Origin of the sequence: Tahibacter amnicola (assembly GCF_025398735.1) — a bacterium.
GTDB lineage: Bacteria > Pseudomonadota > Gammaproteobacteria > Xanthomonadales > Rhodanobacteraceae > Tahibacter > Tahibacter amnicola.
On the sequence record NZ_CP104694.1, the window covers coordinates 605,171 to 621,373 of the forward strand.

The following is a 16,203-nucleotide window of genomic DNA, read 5'->3' on the forward strand; positions in this document are numbered from 1 at the left end:
GAATCGGGTTGGTCCAGGGCGACCACGTTTCAGTTTTCCGAGCCCGCTACCGGAATCCAACCGATTCCGGTAGCGGTAGTGGCGTGAAACAGTGGCGCTACGAGCGCCCCCAGACACTTCTCCGGTCCACCCAGTGTTGCCGTCCACTTCCACGGCATCTTCCGCTGCATCCGGCACGCGGTCCTATGCGACGAGGGAAACTTCACAGGCCAGGCCTTCGATCACCACAAGCAATGGATCGAAGCTCGTATGTACGAACCGGCGTCGATCTCTGCCATTGGTGGGTACGTGTCTCGATGAGCAACCGCGTGCACGTGGTCGCCACGCCCCCTGGCGCCTGTCGCGGCAGAGCGAAAACCATGAGTCTGACCATGCGCAATTGAACGGCTGGTTGTGAGGAGAAGGTCATTGATGCGGTAGAGTTGCCGGTCAGCGCCGACGGTGTCGGTCAAATGCACTATCTGGAGAAATCATGGTCAGGACTGGAATATTGCTCTCGTCGCTACTCGCCGTGTCGACAGCGCTTGCGGATGAGTCGTACGAGGACCGCTGGGTTCGCATTGCGAACGAGCACTTGGCGCTGGTGAAGGTGGAGCCGGGAAAGTCTTACGAGTACGACCTCATCAAGGTCCATAACACCTTCTGGAAGGATGTCACCGACAAATGCAGCGGTTCCGCGAAGAGGGGAAAAGTAGAGGCGTTTTCCGCGGTCGCCGTCATCGGCGATGATGGCGTAATCGCGGAGTTTCTTACTGTTCCTCGTAGCCCGCATCTGGCCTGCTTCGAGCAGGAGATGGTCGGCAAGCGTTATCCCAAGCCACCCTCGTATCCGTTCTACGAATTGCTCGAGGTCAAGCTCTGACGCGGGGCGAATCCAGGCCAACGGGGCGAATCCAGGCCAACCAAGTTTCAGACTTTTCCGAGCCCATCACCGGAATCCAACCGATTCCGGTGATGGTGACGAAGTGAAACAGTGGCGCCATGAGCGCCCCCCTACATCTCTTCGTTCCCCCCGGCGTTGCGGTACACGTCAAGCTACTTGTCGCCTGCTTTGATCAATTGACCAACTTGTCCGGATTGAGCGTCACGGCCCCCGTGGGCGACCAGTCGCGAACACCGCGAGACCATCGACGCGGATTCTGTGCTCGCGCCGATTCGTACAGGTGGTGACGGGCACGCAAGATGGCATGGTCCTCGCCACGATGACGTTGGGCTGGCGTAACGAACCGAATGCCGCTATGCCGATGCTCGCCGTTGTACCAATGGACGAAGTCAGCTGCCCACCGACGAGCGGCCTGGATGTCGCCAAATCCTTCCGGCGGATATCCGGAGCGGTACTTGGCGGTTCGGAACAGTGACTCGGCGTACGCGTTGTCATTGCTCACGCGCGGACGTGAGTACGACGGCGCGATGCCCAGCCATTGCAGCATGGCCAGCACTGTCGTCGCCTTCAGGCTGGCACCATTGTCGCCATGCAGGACGGGTTTGTTCAGTGCCGTGTGCACGCCTTCGGCCAGCGCGACGCGTTTAGCCAGGTGGGCGGCGTGCTCACCGGATTCGACCTGCTGAACCTCATGACCGACGATATGCCGGCTGTAGATGTCCAGGATGAGGTAGAGATAGAACCATTGGCCTTTCACGCGTGACGGCAACCAGGTCACGTCCCAGCACCAGACTTGGCCGGGCGCGGTGGCAATATGGGTTGTCGGTTCTCTGCGCCGTTCTGGCGCTTTCGCGCGACCGCGGTGTGTGGTCTGCTGGTTATGGCGCAAAACGCGATGGAAACTCGATTCGCTGGCGACATAGCGGCCCTCATCAGCCAGTCGCGGGACGATCTGCGCCGGCGGCAAGGCGGCAAATCGTGGTTCGTTGGCGATCTCCAGAATCGCTGCACGCTCTTGCGACGTCAGTGCATGTGCCGGCACAGGCCGCACGGCCATCGGGCGACGGTCACCGGTCTCCAACCCACCGTCGCGGCGCCATCGCTGCAGCGTGCGAATGTCGATCCCGGCCAGCGAACACGCCACGCTCAGGCGGGCACCGCTACAGTGCGCCTCATCAATGGCTTCTACCATCCAACGGCGATCTTCCATCGCGATCATTCGTCCGCGTCCTTGGGGAAGATCGCCTCGAGTTTTTTTGACAGAACCAGCAGAGCTGCCGTCTCCGCCAACGCTTTCTCTTTGCGACGAAGCTCGCGCTCCAGCTCCTTTACCTGACGCCGCTCCGACGGCACCTGCTGTGCAGCGTCCGGCCGCTCCAGGGCTCCTGTCGCGGCAGCACGCCACTGCGCCAATTCGCTCGGAAACAGCCCTTGCGACCGGCACCACGCGTTCTTCTCTTCCTCGCTCATTGCCGCCGTCGTCAGCAATGCCTCAAAGCGCGCTCCGGCTGTCCAACCGCCGTTCTTCTGGCCACTGGCCAGCGCCTCTGCGCGCCACCGCTCCAATGTATCCGCCGAGATGCCGATCTCGCGCGACACCACATTCACGTCCGCACTTTCCGGCGGCAGCAATCGCGCTACCGCCCGGTCCCTAAACGCCTTTCCGTATCGAGCCACGTTCTTGTCCTTCGCCCCAGGGGTACGATTCTATCGGGGCGACAAGTAGTCTGACGTAAGGGGGTTGCCGGCCATCTCCATTGCATCTCCCGCTGCGTCCGTCGGGCGTTTCTGTGCGGCGAGGATCACTTCACAGGCCAGACCTTTGATCACCGCAAGCAATGGATCGAAGATCGCCTGTACGAACTGGCGTCGATCTTCGCCGTTGGCGTGTACGCCTACGCCGTGATGAGCAACCACGTGCACGTTGTCGCGCACGTTGCACCGCATGGCGCAGCCACATGGACCGCGGAAGAAGTGGCCGAACGCTGGATGCGGTTGTGCCCGATCCGTCAGGACAACGAAATTGATCACACTGTCTGCGCCATGCGCGCAGCGCATATTGCCGCTGATCCGGCGAAAGTGGCGCTGTACCGTGATCGATTGTCCTCATTGCCGTGGTTCATGCGTTGTTTGAATGAGCCGATTGCACGACGGGCGAATCGCGAAGATGCGTGCACCGGACGGTTCTGGGAAGGGCGCTACCGCTGCCAGGCACTGCTGAACGACGCAGCGTTGCTGGCGTGCATGGCCTACGTCGATCTCAATCCTGTTCGGGCTGGAATTCCCCAGGATTTAGCAACATCCGAGCACACGAGAACTGGTAATGGCGAACTGCAAAAGCACGTTGCTTGAGGTGTTCAAGCCAAGAATTCCATGGTTCTTCTAATCGACAGCGAGAGTACCTGGTCGCCAGAGACGTCGGCGGAGGACACTGGTGGTGTGCGCCATGATGGCTGATAGTCCTGAAACAACTATCGGTGGGTTCTGTGATAGTAGTGCCTGTCTTGCGCCACTTAGAGTGCCTAACAAAACGCCGCGTAGTCTACAATGCGTCAGCCACAAAGAGTTGAGTGCTGACGGATGAGTAAGCTTGAGATCAAGGACGATCTATGGGACGTGATTCGGCGGCTACTTCCGCCGGAGCCAGATCGCCCGAAAGGTGGTCGGCCAAGAGTGCCGGATCGTGCTGCCATCAACGGCATCGTGTTTGTCCTGAGGACGGGGATTCCATGGGAGCATTTGCCGCTCCGGCTAGGCTATGGATCCGGCATGACCTGCTGGCGACGGCTGCGAGACTGGCAGCAGAGCGGTGTTTGGGATCGATTGCACAAGGAACTGTTGCGGCGGTTGCGTAGCTACGATCAGATCGACATGTCGCGAGTGAGTGTGGATGCAGCGAGTGTTCCTTCCCCCGGGCGGGGAGGAAACCGGTCCAAATCCTACCGATCGAGGAAAGTTGGGGTGCAAAAGGCACGTTGCGGTCGATGCCAGGGGCACGCCGCTCTCGTTCCTCATCAGCGGCGCGAACACGCACGACAGCAAGTGCTTCGAAGCCGTAGTCAATGCGTTACCTGCGGTTGGTGGTCTTCGAGGGCGTCCTCGGCGATGGCCAGACAAGGTTCATGCTGACAAGGGATACGACTACGAACATTGCCGACACGCGTTACGGCACCGTGGAATCGTCCAGCGTATCGCTCGGCGAGGCGTCGAATCGTAACCGTCCGGCGCCCCACATTCCCTGCCGAGATTCACTGATGAATGCTCGCCGCTCAATTTCCTGGAGCGACGAGTATGCAATCGGCAAAGACGAAACAGTTCTGGCAGCGCCACGTTGACGGCTGGAGATCAAGCGGCCTGACGCAGAAGCAGTACAGTCAGAAGCACGGCGTCAACGCACTGACGTTGGCACAGTGGAGCCACCGGCTCAAGCGTGATCGCACCGAAGTACCTGGTCGCGCGCTGGTGCCAGTCCGGGTTGTCGGCGAAGTTTCGCCTGCGCCGATTCAGGTGCAGCATGGTGCGTGGCGGATTTCGGTGCCGGTTGGGACGGATACGCATTGGTTAGCCACGCTGATGCGCGAGATCGTGGCATGCTGAGCCCGACGGCCTGGTGGATCGCGATCGAGCCGGTCGATCTTCGGTGTGGCATGGATCGCTTGCTGGCAACGATCGCGATTCAGTTTGGCCACGACGGTGCCGCCGGCGGGGCCTACGTCTTTCGCAATCGCAGTGGCACGCGCATCAAGGTCGTGTGCGCTGATGGCAGCGGCGTGTGGATGTGCGTGCGACGACTCAGAGAGGGGCGATTCGTCTGGCCGCGCAGTTCTGATCGCGTTTGCGAGATCGATGCGCAATCGTTCGCGTGGTTATGCACGGGCGTTGATTGGCATCGATTGTGCGCCAGACCGCTGGTCGGCGCGCTGGTGTAACTTTACAATCACCGGATGAGCATCGACACGCCGGCCACTGACGATCTGCAATCGCAATTGCGCGCGGCGTTGGCGGCATTGGCAGAACGCGACACTCAGATTGCCGCACGAGATGCTCTGCTGTCGCAGCGCGATGCTCAGATCATCGAGATGGCCACGGTTGGTGCGTATCGCGAAGCGCGCATCAAGACGCTGGAGTCGCAACTGGCGGAGATGAATCGCCGACTGTTCGGCCGCCGTTCCGAACAACTGGATCCGGCGCAGCGTCTGTTGTTTGAAGAGGCGTCTAACGAAGATGTCGCGGCGATCAAAGCGGAGCTGGAGACACTCAAGGCTTCGCCGTCACCATCGTCGGCGCCTCGCCAGCCCAAGCGTTTGCCATTACCGCAGCATCTACCCCGCGTCGAAGTCCGCCATGAACCAGCTTCGTGCGCCTGCGTGGCCTGTGGCGGCACGTTGACGCCGATGGGCGAAGATGTGAGCGAGCAACTCGACTGCGAACCCGCGAAGTTCTTCGTTCGTCGGCACGTCTACCCCAAGTACGCTTGCCGCACGTGCGAGACCGTGACCGCCACGCCCAGTGTGCCGAACATCATTGAACGCGGACGGTTCGCGCCGGCGTTCATCGCGCACCTGCTGGTCGGCAAGTATGCCGACCATGTGCCGTTCTACCGGCAGCAGCAGATCTACGCACGCAGTGGCATCGAGCTGGCACGCTCCACCATGACGGATACGTCGGGCGCCGTCGGCGTGGCGCTGATGCCACTGGTGGCGGCAATGAAAACGGATCTGCTGGGTCGGGGTGTGATCCACGCAGACGAAACGCCGCTCGCCATGCTGGATCCAGGCGCTGGCAAGACGGCTCGTGCGTACTTGTTTGCCTACACCTCGGCCCACGGTCCGCCGATCACCATCTTCGACTTCTGCACGAGCCGCAGTGGCGAGAATGCCCGGCGCTTCCTCGGCCCGTTCCGCGGTCATCTCGTCGTGGACGACTACAGTGGCTACAAGGCGCTCTTCGGCGATACCGTGACCGAAGTCGGTTGCTGGGCGCATATCCGTCGACGGTTCTTTGAGTTGCATGCCGCGAAGTCCAGCGCGCATGCCGAGCCCGCGCTGCGCTACATCGCCGAGCTTTACCGCATCGAAGCGCAGGCCAAGGGGTTGGATCCACCCGAGCGACAAGCGCTTCGACAGCAGCATGCACGCCCCATCCTCGATGCCTTCCAGCAATGGATCAGCGAGGTCTCCGCCATTGCCTTGCCCAACAGCGGCCTGGCCAAAGAGCTCGCGCACACCCGCAAACGCTGGCCCGCGCTAATCCGCTACGTCGATGACGGAACACTTCCGATCGACAATAACCCCGTTGAGCGCTCGATCAGGCCCATAGCGCTCGGTCGCAAGAACTGGATGTTCGCTGGATCCAAGATGGCCGGCGGACGCGCCGCCGCCATCATGAGCCTCATCGCCACCGCCAAGCAGAACGGCCACGAACCGTTCGCTTACCTCAAGGATGTGCTGACCCGCCTGCCAACCCATCCCAACAGCCGTATCGCTGAGCTACTGCCTCATCGGTGGCAGCCGGTGGTGTGATCATCGGCGGGTTGGTCCTGCGAGGGAATGTGGGCACGGCGGACGCTTACGTCGAATCTAGCCAGCGACTGGGCAAGCATCGTTGGGTCGTCGAAAGAACGTTTGCTTGGCTCAACCGATTCAAACGCCTTCGCATCCGGTATGAGCGCCGCCCTGAAATCTATCTGGCCTTCGGATTGCTCGCTTGCTCATTGATCTGCTGGCGTGCGATTGAACGGTTTTGTTAGGCACTCTTAAGTGAGGAATTGGCATGTCGGAGCGCCCCAAATTGTTTTATGAAGCTATTGTCTGGTCCAGAGATCCGAGCAGTGTTGGAAAAAGGATAAGCTTCTACTCTGAAGGGCCTGAAGAGGCGAGAAAGCATCTTATCGAACAGTTTGGCGAGGAGATCGCATTCACCTTGCACAATGAGGAGGCTGCAACGCGGCCTCGATAGGATCGAAGCCTACGACTACCGGTTCGGCAAGTTCATCTCGGTGGATCCGTTCATCCAGTTTCCGGAGAACTCACAGTCGCTGAATCCGTATAGCTACATTCTCAACAATCATTGAGTGGGAAGGATCCGACGGGGTACGCGGCCGAGGCGGGGTCCGCTTGCCACGTGGAAAAGGGGTATGCGGCGCTGCGTATGGCTCAGACGGCGATTCGGCACGGGCGGTCTATCTAATGGGTGTCAGCGGTAACCCAATAGTCCCCGAGACCCTGAAATTGGACGCGAATGACATCAAAAGCAGGCTGTTGCTGACAGGAAAAGTGTCACCAAGTGAGCTGCGAAGGTGTTCCGCGGCGGAAATTGACGCGCTGTGCGAACTTAGAGCTGGCTCCGCAATTTCGGACAGCAGCTTAAGTGGGAATCTGCTCCAATGACGAGGCGCCGAGGCGCCCAGAAAGGAGCAATCGATGAAACGTACCCGCCGGAAGCACTCGGCAGAGTTCAAAGCCAAGGTGGCGCTGGCGACCTTGAAGGGGGACCGGACGCTGCCCGAGTTGGCCAAGCGATTTGACGTCCACCCGAATCAGATCACGCAGTGGAAGGCGCAGCTGCTGGAGAAGGCCGCAGAGGCCTTTGGCGGCTCGCAGGAGCGAGAACCCACACCAACCGTGGATGTGAAGGCCCTGCAAGCCAAGATCGGCCAGCTGACGATGGAGAACGATTTTTTGGCCGTCGCGCTCGGTCGTCTGGACGATGCGAGCGCCAAGCGATGATCGATCGCGATCATGTCCTGCCGGTGAGCCGACAGGCGGAAATACTGGACCTATCGCGATCGAGCGTGTACTACCTGCCGCGATCGACGTCGCCTGCCGACCTGGTGTTGATGCGCCGGATCGATGAGCTTCACTTGGAGCACCCGTTCGCCGGTGCGCGCATGCTGCGTGATCTGCTGCGGCAAGAGGGTCATGTCGCGGGACGACGGCACATTGCCACGCTGATGCGCAAGATGGGCATAGCAGCGCTCTACCAGGCTCCCCGTACGAGCACGGCCAATCCGGCACATCGAATCTATCCATATTTGCTGCGCGCATTGAGGGTTGATCGTCCCAATCAGGTCTGGTCGACGGACATCAGCTACATTCCAATGGCAAAGGGATTTATATACCTTTGTGCAGTAATTGACTGGTACACGCGCCGGGTCTTGGCGTGGCGATTGTCCAACACGATGACGACTGACTTCTGCATCGATGCGCTGCAGGAAGCGCTTGATCTACACGGCAAGCCGGAGATCTTCAACACAGACCAGGGAAGCCAGTTCACCAGCGAATCCTTCACCGGTCTGTTACAGCAAAACGGCATCCAGATCAGCATGGACGGCAAAGGCGCATGGCGTGACAACGTCTTCGTCGAGCGACTCTGGCGAACGGTCAAATATGAAGAGGTATACTTACATGCCTACGAATCGATCGCCCAGGCAACGCAGCGTTTGACCCGATACTTCACGTTCTATAATCAACGCCGACCGCACAGTGCTCTTGACGGACGCACGCCGGACGACGCCTACTTCACTGCGCTGCCGCAAAAGAAGGCCGCGTAACTCCGCAGACTCTCACTTAACAACGACGGGAAGTTGTCCTAACAAGCGGAGCCACCTCTCTTGCCAGGCAACCGCTGCCGCAGAGAGTAGGGAGAGGATGGTGTTGAATCACGATTTGTATGGTTCAGGGCTAAGGATCACCGAACTCGCGCCGGCCATTGAGTCTGCGCTGGGCATCACGTTCGCCCTGCACGAGAGTGGATTTCATGGGGGTGAGTACTTCAGGTTCACGGCGGATACCGACGAGGAATTCATACTGAAGAACAACATTGACGACGTGGAGGACGAGTGGGCAGAGCCAGACTTCAAGGCGTCTGCTTCACTGCTATACGTCGACTTCACCAGCAGAGCTGAGGAAGTCGGACGGGCTCTCGCGAAGGTGATGTCGTTACAACTCCTGAGAAGCGAGGTTCTCTGAACTCGCAGTAGGCGCGCGCCTGGCTTTTCTGTGCAGTGAGTGCCCCGGTTCCAGCGTGCTCGTACGTGTCTATCATCGCCTTCGACAGCAGGCGCGATGGCTTCGAATATCGTGGATGAATTCGACTCGCTGCTGAAGTCGGTGCAGCTAACGCCAGTCGGCACCAAGCATTGCCGTGTTCCGGAGAAGCGTTTCAGACTGGTAGGCAGGCAGACTCCTCGCAATGCCTTTTGTCGATGACTTACCGGGGGGCTACTTTGGCGCCTGTCGCCGCAGAGCGAAGACCATGAGTCTGACCATGCGAAATTGAACGGCCGGTTGTGAGAAAAGGTCATCGATGCGGTAAGTTGCCGGTCGGCGCCGACGGTGTCCGCGACGGTCCACGCGGCCGCTTCGAACACGTCATCGAGGCGCTCATGGCGCCACGATGCCGTGGCGGGGTGGCGGGAGAATCAGCGGAACGCCGGCAGATGGGTCGGAAAATTCTGAAAGGCGGGTGTCGTGGTCTATTCGCGCGAGCACGGCTATCGGCGGCCCTACTCCGCGACCACATTTTCCGAATTGCAGTTTATCGACATGGGCTCCGAACGACATGACTCTGGTGATACCTAGATCGGTGCTCGCGAATACGGCGATGGATGGCACAGCGTGATATGGCCTCGCGCAGCACAATCCGTAGGCATGACAGTGAATCACCCTAACGACCATCGTGGCAGGTGGCGATGCACGCGTCGGCCGGAGTAAAGCAGTGAGAGATGTGCTACTGATCGCACCGAACGCATACACGTTCGACACGATGAAAGGGCTCCTCCCCGCCGGAATGGAGGTTGTCCAACCTGAGAATGAAGACCGCATCTACCTACGAAACCAGGGATTTGCCGTCTCCGTTGAGGTGAACCATAGCCCCGAGGTTGTGAACATCTACCAGGAGCCCTGGCAGCGCGCCGTTGTGGGGCAGGTAGGCGCCGAACCCAGGTTCTACTTTGTCGTGTTCTGGTCGATGGCGGACCTGAGGGATGTGCTGTCCGCGATTGCCGATACACCGGACCTCTTCGTTGACAACGACAACGGTATCGTCGAGCGCGGTGATCAGTTCGTGGCACGCTGGAGGCGCGACAGAAGTTGGGGTTGGTAGTCTGGAAGGGCGCGCCGGCACGTGGGCAAGCGCGAATCGAACTTCGGCCGATCCTCGGGCTTCATGCAGTGGCCGGGAGCCGCGCGCAGACGCGAACCGACGGCGAGGGGCCGGCATTGCGCGTGGGTTTCCGTAACGATGGTGTTCAAGCGGAGGCCGTGGTGAGGAATAGCCCGGTTTCGCTCGACTGGTTCCTGCGCAGTCTGCGGTCCGCCACCGCCTCGTAGTACCTGTGCGAGAACCCTGCTTGCATCCAGCGGAGCGGGCCCTATTTCGCGCGGCGGAGTTGACAGGCTTCGCGTCGACCCCGAACCGGGTGAACCTCCTTCCTGCCGATAGATCCACATGAACGCGAAACCGCTTCTCATCGTCGCCGCGCTGATGGCACAGGTGCTGCTCTGGCTGCCGGGGCACGCCACCGCCTGCAGTATCGGTCCCCAGAACTTGACCTGGTCCGAGATGCTGGAGAAGGCGACGGGGGCGGTGACCGTTCGTCCTGTGATCTCGCATGTCGCCGGCGACAGGGTCGTCGTCGAACTCAAACGAGAGTCCGTCATTCACGATCCCAGGGCACTGTTTCGCGGGCAGATGGTTGTCGCGGTGCCTTATGCCGAGACGATAGACCGGCATCGGCAGCCGGCCTTCTGGGCGGGTAAGCGGCCGGCGGGATCCCGGACTCCCTCGTGTCGGTTCGAGCAGGTGGTGGATGCGTCGAAATCCTACGTGCTTCTCCTTTCCGTGCAGGGGGAATACACCCTGGAGCCCATTTTCGGCGATGACGATCCCTGGCTTGAAGCGGTCAAGGCTCATTTCCGTACGGGAAAACCCGACGTGCGGCTGCACGTCTCGTTCAAGCTGGTCCGCAGCGGGCGCTGCGTGATGAATCACGCGCACAGTAGCGGCCTGCAGGTGTTCAAGGAGTGTCTGCTGACGCAGGCCAGCAGGATACCTACCAGGCCCCTGCCTCTGGATGTTGACGTCGATGGAGCAACACTGCACTTCGACATGAAGATCCACGAAGCGGGAATTACACCGGCAGAACTGCAGCGGGTCTTCGGCACCGACTTCGGTCTAACAGACGGGATTCCGTTTGAGTCCATGGTCAGGACGGTGACGGGACCTTAGGTCCGCACGCGATGAGGGGTAGTGCCCCTTGTGCGGCAAAATCGGACTACATAAGTTCCTAATGCACCTGCGCCAACGGCGGCAGGTCCAGCTGGGTGGCGGCGCTGTCGAGCACCAGCGTGCCGAGCCGCTGCAACTGCGGTTCGGCGCCGAACTGGTCAGCGAAATGCGTCGTCAGTGCGGCGAGGCTGGTGGTGTCGAGCGGCCAGGCATGCGCCAGGATACGCCACGCCGACGAGCCGATCGGCTGTGCCGCGGTCACGGCGACGATGCCGAGGCCGCGAGCCTCGTGCGCGAAGAGGCGCGCGGGCGGCAGGGAGGGATCAACGACGGCCAGCTGTTGCACGGGCCAGGGGCACTGCGCGGCGGAATCGTCGAAGCGCAGCGGAACGCGATGCGCAGCCAGCAGCGCGGCGAACTGGCGCAGCTCGAACAGGGATCCGGCGTAGGCGTGGGCGCGATCGGCCGGTGCGAGGACATTGCCGTGCTCCGCATGCCAGGCAGCGTAATCCGGGACGGTGGTATAGGCGCTACCCTTGGCGTAGTGCCAGCGGCGGCCGCGGGAGGAAAGGGCCTCGGCGGTGTTGTCCGGCGACAGCAGTGCCGGCTCCAGCATCTGCCACAGCGCCGACAGCCCGGCATGTTCCAGTTGTACACACGACAGCGCGCACACATCGTGGCGAGTGAGGTAGCGCGCGTGTTCCAGGCGCAGGCCGGTCAGGCGCATCAGGGCATCGGACGTTCGCGCACCGGCCTCGCCGCGCGCCACGAAGTCGCGCTCCATGCGCTGGCCCAGCGCCTGCACGGCGCTAGATTCGCCGCAGAACATCCAGGGCAGGAACAGCATCGCGCCGCTGCCGAGGGCTGGCTCCGGCTGCAGCACGGGCGTGGGCATCGCGCCCTCGTGCGCACCGAAGGCGAGCACGCGCGGGGTGGGATCGGCGGCAGGCAGGCCGCGCTGCGCCAGCTCGGCCAGCTCCGCGAAGACCGGCCAGCCCGGGCGCAGCAGCTGGGTCTGGTCAAACAGTGCGCCGGCCAGCACCAGGTGGGTGGACTCGGCGCCGGGCAGCAGCTTGCACAGGTCTTCGGCGAGCAAACCGGCCAGATGCTCGGTTTCTTCGCGCGAGAACACGCGTCGTTCGGGCAGCGCGCCGGGCGGCAGTTCGAGGGCGAGGACGGCGGGGCTGTGCAGCAGGTCGGTCATGGACGATGCGTCCCGGGCGCGCGCCCGGCATTGGAGAAACCGCGGATCTTATCACCGCCCATCCCCCGCCCCGGGACGTTCAACGGCGACGTCCGGCGAGGATCCGCGCTATCGTCGACGCGGCGTGTTGCCTGCTCGACTACCAAAGCGGGCTGGACGGTTTGCGTGCTGCAGTGCAGCGACGGGTCACGCAAACTCAGGCACTTAGCGCACAGTTGTCCGGACCTGACGGCATCGTAGTGCGGCGGCGCCAAGGATAAACTTGACATCTTCCCTAGCTCGCTACCGGGTCAACGAGCATGTCCGTGCCAGCCATCCAGATCGATCGCGACTACAGCCTAGAGCACAAGTATACACGTAGCGAAGGACGCATTTATCTGTCGGGGGTCCAGGCGCTGGTACGCCTGCCGCTGATGCAGCAGATGCGCGACCGCGCCGCCGGGCTGAACACCGCGGGTTTCATCTCTGGCTACCGCGGCTCGCCGCTGGGCGGTTTCGACCTGGAGCTGTGGAAGGCGCGCAAGCACCTCAAGTCGTCGAGCATCGAGTTCCAGCCGGGCCTGAATGAAGACCTCGGCGCCACGATGGTGTGGGGTTCGCAGCAGGCCAACCTCTTCCCGGGCGCGAAATACGACGGTGTCTTCGCCATGTGGTACGGCAAGGGCCCGGGCGTTGATCGCTGCGGCGACGTGTTCAAGCACGCCAACGCGGCCGGTACCTCCAGGCACGGCGGTGTGCTGTGCCTGGCGGCCGATGACCACGCCTGCCGCTCGTCCACGCTGCCGCACGGTTCCGAGCTGGAATTCGTGTCCGCGATGATGCCGGTGCTCAATCCGGCCGGCGTGCAGGACATTCTCGACATGGGCATGCTCGGCTGGGCCATGTCGCGTTTCACCGGGCGCTGGGTCGGCTTCAAGACGATTGCCGAGACGGTTGAATCCTCGGCTTCGGTGAATGTGAATCCGCATCAGCTCGACATCGTCATCCCGAGCGACTTCGTGCTGCCGCCCAACGGCCTGAGCATCCGCTGGCCGGATCCGCCGCTGGAGCAGGAAATGCGCCTGCACCAGTACGCCGTGCAGGCGGCCGTGGCCTTCGCCCGCGCCAACCGCATCGACCGCACCGTGATGGATTCGCCCAAGGCGCGCCTGGGCATCGTCACCACCGGCAAGAGCTATCTCGACGTGCTGCAGGCGCTGGAATACCTGGGCATCGGCGAGCGCGACGCGGCGGATATCGGCATCCGTGTCTACAAGGTCGGCATGACCTGGCCGCTGGAACCGATCGGCATCCGCGAATTTGCGCGCGGCCTCGAGGACATCATCGTTGTCGAGGAGAAGCGCTCCTTCATCGAATCGCAGATGAAGGAACACATGTACAACTGGGATCACCACACGCGTCCGTCGATCGTCGGCAAGTACGACGAAGAGGACAACTGGATCCTGCCCTCGACCAACGAACTCACGCCGGCGCGCATCGCGCGCGTGATCGCCAAGCGCCTGTCGCGCTTCTTCACGTCGGAGACGATCGAAAACCGACTGGCATTCCTGGCGGCGAAGGAAAAGGAACTGGCGCTGCCCCGCGCCAATTTCCCGCGCGCCGCGCACTACTGCTCGGGCTGCCCGCACAACACGTCGACCGCGGTGCCGGAAGGTTCGCGCGCGCTGGGCGGCATCGGTTGCCACTACATGGTGACCTGGATGGACCGCCGTACCGAAACCTTCACCCAGATGGGCGGCGAAGGCACGACCTGGTGCGGCCAGGCGCCGTTCACGGAGACCAGGCACGTCTTCCAGAACCTGGGCGACGGCACCTATTTCCATTCCGGTTCGCTGGCGATCCGCCAGTCGATCGCGGCCAAGGTGAACATCACCTACAAGATCCTCTACAACGACGCCGTCGCGATGACCGGCGGCCAGCCGGTGGACGGCACGCTCACCGTGCCGGATATCGCCCACCAGGTGCGTTCCGAAGGCGTCAGGACGATCATCGTTCTCTCCGACGACATTGAAAAATGGTCGCGCCCGGAGATCTTCCCCGAAGGCGTGGAATTCCTGCATCGCGACGAGCTGGACGCCGTGCAGAAGCGCCTGCGCGATACGCCGGGCGTCACGGTCATCATCTACGACCAGACCTGCGCCACCGAGAAGCGCCGCCGTCGCAAGCGCGGCAAGATGGAAGACCCGAAGAAGCGCGTCTTCATCAACTCGCTGGTGTGCGAAGGCTGTGGCGACTGCGGCAAGAAGTCGTTCTGCGTGTCGGTGACGCCGAAGGAAACCGAGTTCGGGCGCAAGCGCGAGATCGACCAGTCCAACTGCAACAAGGATTTCTCCTGCGTGAAGGGCTTCTGCCCGAGCTTCGTCACCGTCCACGGCGGTGGCCTGAAGAAGCGCAAGGGCGCCGGCCAGGTGGACTTCGACAGCCTGCCGATGCCCACCTTCGCGACCGATCTGGGCCAGCCCTGGAACATCCTGGTCACCGGCATCGGCGGCACGGGCGTCGTCACCATTGGCGCTTTGCTCGGCATGGCCGCTCACCTGGAAGGCAAGGGCGCCACCGTGCTCGACCAGACGGGCCTGGCCCAGAAGGGTGGCGCGGTGACCTGCCACCTGCGCATCGCGCGCCAGCCCTCAGACATCCACGCCGTGCGCATCGCTGCGGGCGAGGCCGACCTGGTGCTCGGCTGCGACATGGTCGTGGTGAACGACTACTGGGCGCTGTCGAAGATCCGCGCCGGTCGTACACATGCTGTGCTCAACACCCACGAAGCCATGCCGGGCACGTTCACGACGCGGCCGGACATGCAGTTCCCCGCGGCCCAGATTATCGACGCCGTGCGCCTGGCGATGGGTGCCGAAGCGCCGGAACTGGTTGATGCCACGGCGCTGGCGACCACCCTCATGGGCGATTCGATCGCCGCCAACCTCTTCATGCTCGGCTATGCCTGGCAGAAGGGCTGGGTGCCGGTCAGCCTGGACGCGCTGATCCGCGCGATCGAACTCAATGGCGCCGCCATCGAGATGAACCGTACCGCGTTCAACTGGGGTCGCATGGCGGCGCACGACCTGGCGACCGTGGTCAACGCCGCCAGCCCGAAGGCCAGGGTGTCGGACCCGACCCAGGGCTTTGACGACAGCCACCTGTCGGGCACGCTGGACGAAGCCGTCACGCGTCGCATGCTCTTTTTGACCGATTACCAGAATGGCGCGTATGCGGCAAAGTACAAAGCGCTGGTCGACAAGGTGCGCACCGCCGAAGCCGAGCGCGTGCCCGGCTCCACCGCGCTGTCGGAAGCCGTCGCCCGCTATGCCTTCAAGCTGATGGCCTACAAGGATGAGTACGAGGTTGCCCGCCTCTACACGCAGCCGGCCTTCCTCAAGCAGGTGCAGGACACCTTCGAGGGCGACTACAAGCTGCACTTCCACCTGGCGCCGCCGCTCCTGGCACGCCGTGACGCCGAGGGGCACCTGACCAAGGGCGAGTACGGCCCGTGGGTGCTGACGGCATTCAAGCTGCTGGCGAAGCTGAAGGGCCTGCGCGGCGGCGCGTTCGACATCTTCGGCAAGACCGCCGAGCGGCGCATGGAACGCCAGTGGATCGCCGACTACTTCGTCGCGATCGACGAACTCCTGGTCGGTCTGCAACGCGACAACCATGCACTGGCTGTGCAGATCGCCAGCGTGCCCGAGCACATCCGCGGCTATGGCCACGTCAAGGAAGCGCATGAGGCGAAGGCACGTGCCGACTGGCAGACGCTGTTGTCGGACTGGCGCAATCCGCAGGCGCCCCGCATCGCTGCCTGACCGCCACGCAGGACCGGGCCGTCTGCGGCCCGGCTGCCGGCTGTCGCCCGGGACAATCCCGACCACCGGAACCGGCCCACGCG

13 protein-coding genes and 2 pseudogenes are annotated in these 16,203 nt (G+C 62.3%); 13 read left to right on the forward strand and 2 right to left on the reverse strand.

Annotated features, from left to right (window positions below; genetic code table 11):
- Nucleotides 1–472: 472 nt before the first annotated feature.
- A complete protein-coding gene (locus N4264_RS02475) occupies nucleotides 473–862 on the forward strand; it encodes a hypothetical protein (RefSeq protein WP_261695499.1) in 390 nt (129 codons plus the stop codon).
- Nucleotides 863–1,055: 193 nt separating this feature from the next.
- On the opposite strand, the gene N4264_RS02480 is transcribed toward N4264_RS02475, so the two are convergent.
- A protein-coding gene (locus N4264_RS02480; RefSeq protein WP_261695500.1) for an IS3 family transposase occupies nucleotides 1,056–2,560 on the reverse strand; the annotation gives its coding sequence in 2 pieces (ribosomal slippage) (nucleotides 1,056–2,134 and nucleotides 2,134–2,560; 1,506 coding nt in all).
- A 228-nt stretch (nucleotides 2,561–2,788) separates the two neighbouring features.
- Between N4264_RS02480 and N4264_RS02485 the strand changes: the two genes are divergently transcribed.
- The 11 genes and pseudogenes from N4264_RS02485 to N4264_RS02535 all read left to right on the forward strand — a co-directional run bounded on the left by N4264_RS02485 (nucleotide 2,789) and on the right by N4264_RS02535 (nucleotide 11,113).
- A complete protein-coding gene (locus N4264_RS02485) occupies nucleotides 2,789–3,235 on the forward strand; it encodes a hypothetical protein (RefSeq protein WP_261695501.1) in 447 nt (148 codons plus the stop codon).
- Nucleotides 3,236–3,463: 228 nt separating this feature from the next.
- A pseudogene (locus N4264_RS02490) lies at nucleotides 3,464–4,094 on the forward strand (IS5 family transposase); the annotation flags it as partial.
- 80 nt (nucleotides 4,095–4,174) lie between these two features.
- Nucleotides 4,175–4,480, forward strand: coding sequence for an IS66 family insertion sequence element accessory protein TnpA (tnpA, locus tag N4264_RS02495; RefSeq protein WP_261695502.1), 306 nt, complete (start codon nucleotides 4,175–4,177; stop codon nucleotides 4,478–4,480).
- The gene (gene tnpB, locus N4264_RS02500) at nucleotides 4,474–4,812 is read left to right on the forward strand and encodes an IS66 family insertion sequence element accessory protein TnpB (protein ID WP_261695503.1); all 339 of its coding nucleotides are present in this window, start codon (nucleotides 4,474–4,476) and stop codon (nucleotides 4,810–4,812) included. The genes tnpA and tnpB overlap by 7 nt, the downstream gene beginning before the upstream one ends.
- 15 nt (nucleotides 4,813–4,827) lie before the next feature.
- Nucleotides 4,828–6,405, forward strand: coding sequence for an IS66 family transposase (gene tnpC, locus N4264_RS02505; protein ID WP_261695504.1), 1,578 nt, complete (start codon nucleotides 4,828–4,830; stop codon nucleotides 6,403–6,405).
- Between the two features lie 50 nt (nucleotides 6,406–6,455).
- A pseudogene (locus N4264_RS02510) lies at nucleotides 6,456–6,632 on the forward strand (transposase); the annotation flags it as partial.
- 180 nt (nucleotides 6,633–6,812) lie between these two features.
- Complete coding sequence (locus N4264_RS02515) at nucleotides 6,813–6,956, forward strand: hypothetical protein (RefSeq protein ID WP_261695505.1); 144 nt, start codon at nucleotides 6,813–6,815, stop codon at nucleotides 6,954–6,956.
- Between the two features lie 349 nt (nucleotides 6,957–7,305).
- Nucleotides 7,306–8,435, forward strand: a protein-coding gene (locus N4264_RS02520) for an IS3 family transposase (protein ID WP_261693907.1) whose coding sequence is annotated in 2 segments (ribosomal slippage) — nucleotides 7,306–7,567 and nucleotides 7,567–8,435 — 1,131 coding nt in all. Because the reading frame shifts where the segments join, the coding sequence is not laid out codon by codon here.
- Nucleotides 8,436–8,538: 103 nt separating this feature from the next.
- A complete protein-coding gene (locus N4264_RS02525) occupies nucleotides 8,539–8,853 on the forward strand; it encodes a hypothetical protein (RefSeq protein WP_261695506.1) in 315 nt (104 codons plus the stop codon).
- Nucleotides 8,854–9,601: 748 nt separating this feature from the next.
- Nucleotides 9,602–9,988, forward strand: coding sequence for a hypothetical protein (locus N4264_RS02530; RefSeq protein ID WP_261695507.1), 387 nt, complete (start codon nucleotides 9,602–9,604; stop codon nucleotides 9,986–9,988).
- 345 nt (nucleotides 9,989–10,333) lie between these two features.
- Complete coding sequence (locus N4264_RS02535; protein ID WP_261695508.1) at nucleotides 10,334–11,113, forward strand: hypothetical protein; 780 nt, start codon at nucleotides 10,334–10,336, stop codon at nucleotides 11,111–11,113.
- Between the two features lie 58 nt (nucleotides 11,114–11,171).
- On the opposite strand, the gene N4264_RS02540 is transcribed toward N4264_RS02535, so the two are convergent.
- Nucleotides 11,172–12,317: a hypothetical protein gene (locus N4264_RS02540; RefSeq protein WP_261695509.1), complete on the reverse strand. Its 1,146-nt coding sequence runs from the start codon at nucleotides 12,315–12,317 to the stop codon at nucleotides 11,172–11,174.
- A 299-nt stretch (nucleotides 12,318–12,616) separates the two neighbouring features.
- Here N4264_RS02540 and N4264_RS02545 point away from each other — a divergent pair, with 299 nt between their 5' ends.
- Nucleotides 12,617–16,120 (forward strand): indolepyruvate ferredoxin oxidoreductase family protein, encoded by a 3,504-nt coding sequence (locus N4264_RS02545; protein WP_261695510.1) that lies wholly within the window; start codon nucleotides 12,617–12,619, stop codon nucleotides 16,118–16,120.
- The last annotated feature ends 83 nt before the right edge of the window (nucleotides 16,121–16,203 follow it).